Raw genomic sequence first — 5,736 nt, 5'->3', positions numbered from 1 at the left:
CAACTCCAACTCCAGCGCCGACTCCAACTCCCACTCCAACTCCGGCGCCAACTCCAACTCCAGCGCCGACTCCAACTCCCACTCCAACTCCGGCGCCAACTCCGACTCCGGCGCCGACTCCAACTCCCACTCCAACTCCCGCGCCAACTCCAACTCCGGTAGGGACGCCAACTCCAACTCCAGCGCCGACTCCAACTCCCACACCAACTCCAGCGCCAACTCCAACTCCGGCGCCGACTCCAACTCCCACACCAACTCCGGCGCCAACTCCAACTCCGGCGCCGACACCCACCCCGGTATCGGATGCTTGCCTGCTTGATGGCCTCAACCCCCCGCAACTCGACCCTGCAACTATCACCCCCAACCCCGTCCAACAAACTTTAGACGGCAGCGACGCTAACAATTTGATTATGGGGGGCGCTATCAACGAGTCGATTAACGGACTTGCTGGTAACGACACTCTCTACGGGATGGGCGGTGCCGATAACATTGACGGCGGTGCCGATAACGACTTGCTCTTCGGCAATGACGGCAACGATTTAGTCAAAGGTGGTGCTGGGAATGACACCATTTATGGTGGCAAGGGCAATGACACTGTTGTTGGCGACGATGGCAACGACTGGTTGCTGGGAGATTTCGGCAAAGATACTGTTGCCGGTGGTATGGGCAACGACACCATTTTTGGTGGCAAAGATGACGATATCTTGCTCGGTGAAGATGGCGACGACTACCTGTTAGGCAACTTAGGAAATGACACAATTAGTGCTGGCAATGGCAACGATATTGTGTTCGGCAATGAAGGTGCAGACTTGCTGTTTGGTGATGTAGGAAATGACACGCTTTACAGCGGCAAAGACAACGACAGTCTCGATGGCGGTATGGGCAACGATTTGCTGTTCGGCGGCAATGAAAACGATGTGCTCTGCGGCGACGCGGGTAACGATACGCTTTACGGCGGTAAGGGTAGCGATATCATCACAGGCGGTGCTGGCAGCGATTTCCTCAGCGGCGATGTTGGGGACGATACTTTGACTGGCGGTTCGGGAAGTGATGTATTCTTCCTCACGAAAAGTCTGGGTAGCGATATCATTACTGATTTCCGTAAGGGTGAGGATTTAATTGGCTTGGCTCCCGGTTTGAGTTTCAATCAACTCAGCATTACGTCTAGCAATAATCAAACCTTGATTAGCGTGACGGGAACTAATCAATTGTTAGCTAAGCTTAACGGTACGCCCGGTACTCTCAGCGCTAACGATTTCACTCAGGTAACAATCTAACTGTATCGGGTAGGGTGGCGATCGCGCACCTTACTGCGGGCAAAACATCGGGTAGGTGCGCGGGCGCGATCGCACCGCCCGAATAAAACACAATGCGCTTGGGTTAAAACCGTCAAGAGATTGCGATTGCTTTCCTACGGATCGTCGCGAAAGAAGAGCGTTCTTCGCAATCACAAAAAAAAGACTAACCCAAGCGTATTGGAATCAAACAAGCTTTTTCACGGGTGCATCTGGTTTTTGAAGAGGGCTCTCGGCATGACCGCATATAAGTTATTAGTTATCATCTCATGTTGACTGCTGTCATGCGATCGCCCATACACACATATTTGCTCGTGCACAGATGCACCCCTTTCTCACAAGCTAAATTTCCGATTCTTGGCAAGTTTGGGCGATCTTTGGCGCTATTATTCGGGTTAGAGGTTAGGTGAATGTATAGCGCGCTAGCTATAGCAATCCTCAGTAATTCGGAACTAATTCTCTGTTTCCTGAATTTAATCTGAATAATTCCGAGAAGTTTGTAGGCGCTAATTAGGTAAGTTAGGTGCGGAATGCCAACCTAAACATAGAGGTGCTACGTAAGTTTTATTTTTAAAATATCTGCATTTAATAAAAATAAAACTTACTGTTTTTGCCTACAACTCTTGATAAATGAAATAACTTTTGTATTTGACTGAGCAATACTTCCAACAGTGTTTATCTAGTCGTGTGAAAATGCAAGTTCAGGACGCACCCGCGACCAAAGTTAAACCGGGTTTGTGACTGGATTTCTCGTCAAGCGTTGCAAGATTTTCTCATAAACAAACCGAGTTTTGAGACGAAGGGTATGCGTAATCTCTGAAGCTGTCGCTAGGTGTTGACTCAGTTAAACAAACCAAAGTCGATCGTGAAGTCAAATTTCGGATACCGCGTAATTTTTGATTTTGCATCTGTCAATATCTAGATTTTTAGATTTTCTAGGTGAATCTACCAGCAAATAGCAAACATTTTCATAGGGTATGCGAAATGAGTTCAAATTTGACCAGTATTGATTCACAATCTCTTCTGAGGAATTCTCGTCCTCAATCTCTTGTCTTCATTGACTCTGATGTAGATGATTATCAAACTCTTGCAGGTGGCGTGCTGGGGAGTGCAGAGACGATTATTTTAGATAAAAATGCTAACGGAGTCGAGCAAATTAGTGCGAAACTGCAAGCAATTGCTGCTGTGGGGGGAATTGTAGACCAGGTTCACATTTTTTCTCACGGCAATTCTGGCAGTTTGCAGCTTGGTTCTGCGACGCTGAATTCGGATAGTTTACCTCAGTATGAAAGCCAGTTGCAAGGGTGGCGAAATACGCTGAGCGACCAAGCTGATATCATGCTTTACGGTTGCGATGTGGCGGCGGGTGACGGAGCTAATTTTGTCGATCGCCTTTCGGAGTTAACCGGAGCTGATATTGCTGCATCTACCGATCGCACTGGCCGCAGTGGTAACTGGAATTTGGAATTTGCCAAGGGCGATATTGAAGCATCCAGTGCCTTGACTCCAGAGACTATGGCCGATTACCGAGGGACTTTAGCGACTGTTACCGTTACCAATAATAATGATAGCGGTGCTGGTTCATTGAGAGATGCGATCGCCTCCGCAGCAGCCGGCGATACCATTCAATTTTCCTCCACTCTTGCCAATCAAACAATTGTTTTGACTTCCGGTCAACTTGTTATCAACAAAAACTTGACAATTGACGCAGTTAGTGCTAGCAATTTAACCGTCAGCGGTAACAACAATTCGCGGGTAATCCTGACACAAGATGCAACCAATGTTACTCTAAAAAACCTGATTGTTGCCAACGGACGAGTGTCTGGAACCGATCCGAATAACGAAACAACTAGCGCAGGCGGCGGCATTCAAACGGGAGGTGGCAGCAGTTTAACTTTAGAAAATTGCCAAGTAAATAATAATGTTGCGGGTTTCGGGGGCGGCATTTATACAGGTTTCCGCAGCAGCACAACTGTAATTAGCAGCAAGTTTAGTGGCAATGACGGTTCTTTGGCGGATAATACCGAACGGGGCGGCGGGGCGATCGCCACTAAAAGCGGTGGTTCTCTGACGATCAGAAATAGTGAATTTACCAACAACAAAGGTAGCTACGGCGGCGCTGTAAATAACCTGTTGGGCAGCATGACAGTCGAAAACTCTACATTCAGCGGCAACCGCACAGACAAAAACGTTGGCGGTGCAGTTTTCGTCGATGGTGCTAGCGAATTAACCAACGATGCGATCGGTGGCAACATCATTATTCGCGGCAGCACTTTTGACGGCAATATTGGAGCTGGAGAAGGAGGCGCAGCCTTTCTGTTCGGTTATCCTCCAGATAAAATGGTGTTAGAAAATAGCACTTTTATTAACAACAAAGCTGTCAAAAAAGCAGATGGTACAGGAGGTTCAGCAGGCGCAGTACGTCAGGGAAATGCCGATTTTACTGTGACAAACTGTACCTTTGCCAATAACACAGCCGATGATAACGGCGGCGGTTTGTGGATAGGCGAAGAGAGCAACATCAACATTGTTAACAGTACATTTTATGGCAACACCGCTGCTCAACAAGGTGGAGGAATGGTAATCGCTAACGCAGATTCCTTTTCCACTAACATCGTCAACTCCACTTTTGCCAAAAATACCGCTGGGGAATATTCGGGAGGCATTTCTACCTTTAACGATCCTAAAAAGTCCCCAATTACTGTCAAAAATTCGATTTTTGATAGCAATACTGCTGGCAATATTTATAAAATCGGTCAGCATACTGGACGCGCATTAATTGACGGGGGAAATAATCTGCAATTTCCCAATAAATTTACTGTGGGCGATCCTAATGACAATAATGTTACCGAAAATGTGACGATCGCAGATCCGAAACTCGGCTCTCTGCAAAACATTAACGGCGCTTTGGTGCTGCCGCTGCTAGCTGGAAGTCCTGCGATTGATACCGGCACGGGTGCGGGCGCGCCGGCTACGGATCAGCGCGGTGTCAGTCGCCCTCAAGATGGTGATAATAACGGAAGTGCGATCGTAGATATCGGCGCTTTTGAATTCAGCAGTACAGTCATACCAACTCCGACTCCGACTCCCACACCGGCGCCGACTCCCACACCCGCACCAACTCCGACTCCGACTCCCACACCGGCGCCAACTCCCACACCCGCACCAACTCCGACTCCGACTCCCACACCCGTATCGGGTACAGATGATTGCCTGTTCAATGGCCTCAACGCCCCGCAACTCGACCCTGCGACTATCACCCCCAACCCCGTCCAACAAACTTTCAACGGCGGTAACGGCAACGATTCAATCGCGGGCGGCGCCATCAACGAGTCGATTAACGGACTAGGCGGCAACGATACTCTCTACGGTATGGGCGGCAACGATAACCTGGACGGCGGCGCCGATAACGACTTAATTTTCGGGAATGAAGGCACAGATTTTCTTCAAGGTAATGCCGGCAACGATACTATCTACGCAGGTAAAGACAATGACACTGTTGTTGGCGCAGATGGCGACGACTTTTTGAGAGGAGATTTCGGCAAAGATACTGTTGCAGGTAATATCGGCAACGACACGATTTTTGGTGGCAAAGATGACGATATTTTGCTAGGCGAAGATGGCGACGACTATCTGTTAGGTAACTTAGGAAATGACACAATTAATGCTGGCAACGGTAGCGACATTGTGTTTGGCAATGAAGATGCAGACCTGATATTTGGTCAACTGGGAAATGACACGATTTACGGAGGTAAAGAAAACGACAGTCTCGATGCTGGTGAGGGCAACGATTTGCTCTTCGGCGGTAATGAAAACGATGCGATGTGCGGCGACACCGGCAATGATACGCTTTACGGCGGCAAAGGCAACGATACACTTTACGGCGGTGCTGGTTCCGATTTCCTCAGCGGTGATATTGGAGATGACACTTTGATCGGTGGTTCGGGAAGTGATGTATTTTTCCTAAATCAAAGTGTGGGTAGCGACATCATTACCGATTTCCGCAAAGGTGAGGATTTAATTGGGTTGAATCCCGGCTTGAGTTTCAATCAACTCAGCATTACATCTAGCAACAATCAAACTTTGATTAGTGTGACGGGAACTAATCAATTGTTAGCGAAGCTTAACGGTGTAGCGCCCGGTACTCTCACTGCTAGCGATTTCATTAGTCAGTAGTTACCGGCCGTTTTAACCGCTTCGGGGGTCAAACTCGCAGGCGAAGGCCACAACAAGCGCCGATCTACTTCGTTTGTGATTCGAGTTTGACCCCCGACTGCATTGGGCGATAATTGCTCATCAAGCGAACTCGATATTATTCTGTTCTATGGCATTACCCATCTGATGGAAATATGGACGCTGTGGCATTTTAATTATTGGTTCTCTGGTTGGGTGCATCTCAATGCAAGCGAATATATCCGTAGGGGCGAAGCATGACCTCCGT

3 protein-coding genes are annotated in these 5,736 nt (G+C 48.3%); all 3 read left to right on the top strand.

All coding sequences use genetic code 11. The features are described 5' to 3' along the window. A partial coding sequence (locus QT974_RS30150; RefSeq protein ID WP_333472061.1) for a calcium-binding protein occupies window positions 1-1,277 on the top strand: 1,277 nt, incomplete at its 5' end. A gap of 1,002 nt (window positions 1,278-2,279) precedes the next feature. Further along, window positions 2,280-5,471, top strand: a complete 3,192-nt coding sequence (locus QT974_RS30145) for a DUF4347 domain-containing protein (RefSeq protein ID WP_333472060.1) — start codon at window positions 2,280-2,282, stop codon at window positions 5,469-5,471. A 102-nt stretch (window positions 5,472-5,573) separates the two neighbouring features. Then, on the top strand, window positions 5,574-5,729 hold the full coding sequence (locus QT974_RS34865; protein WP_442933226.1) for a hypothetical protein: 156 nt from the start codon (window positions 5,574-5,576) through the stop codon (window positions 5,727-5,729). The last annotated feature ends 7 nt before the right edge of the window (window positions 5,730-5,736 follow it).

Origin of the sequence: Microcoleus sp. BM001215392 (assembly GCF_036700185.1) — a bacterium.
Taxonomy (GTDB): Bacteria; Cyanobacteriota; Cyanobacteriia; order Cyanobacteriales; family Microcoleaceae; genus Microcoleus.
This window is presented reverse-complemented; position numbering and strand designations above follow the sequence as displayed.

What these genes read in the sequence shown, in the direction of transcription:
- QT974_RS30145 (WP_333472060.1), top strand. Translation starts at nt 2,280, where the DNA reads ATGAGTTCAAATTTGACCAGTATTGATTCACAATCTCTTCTGAGGAAT.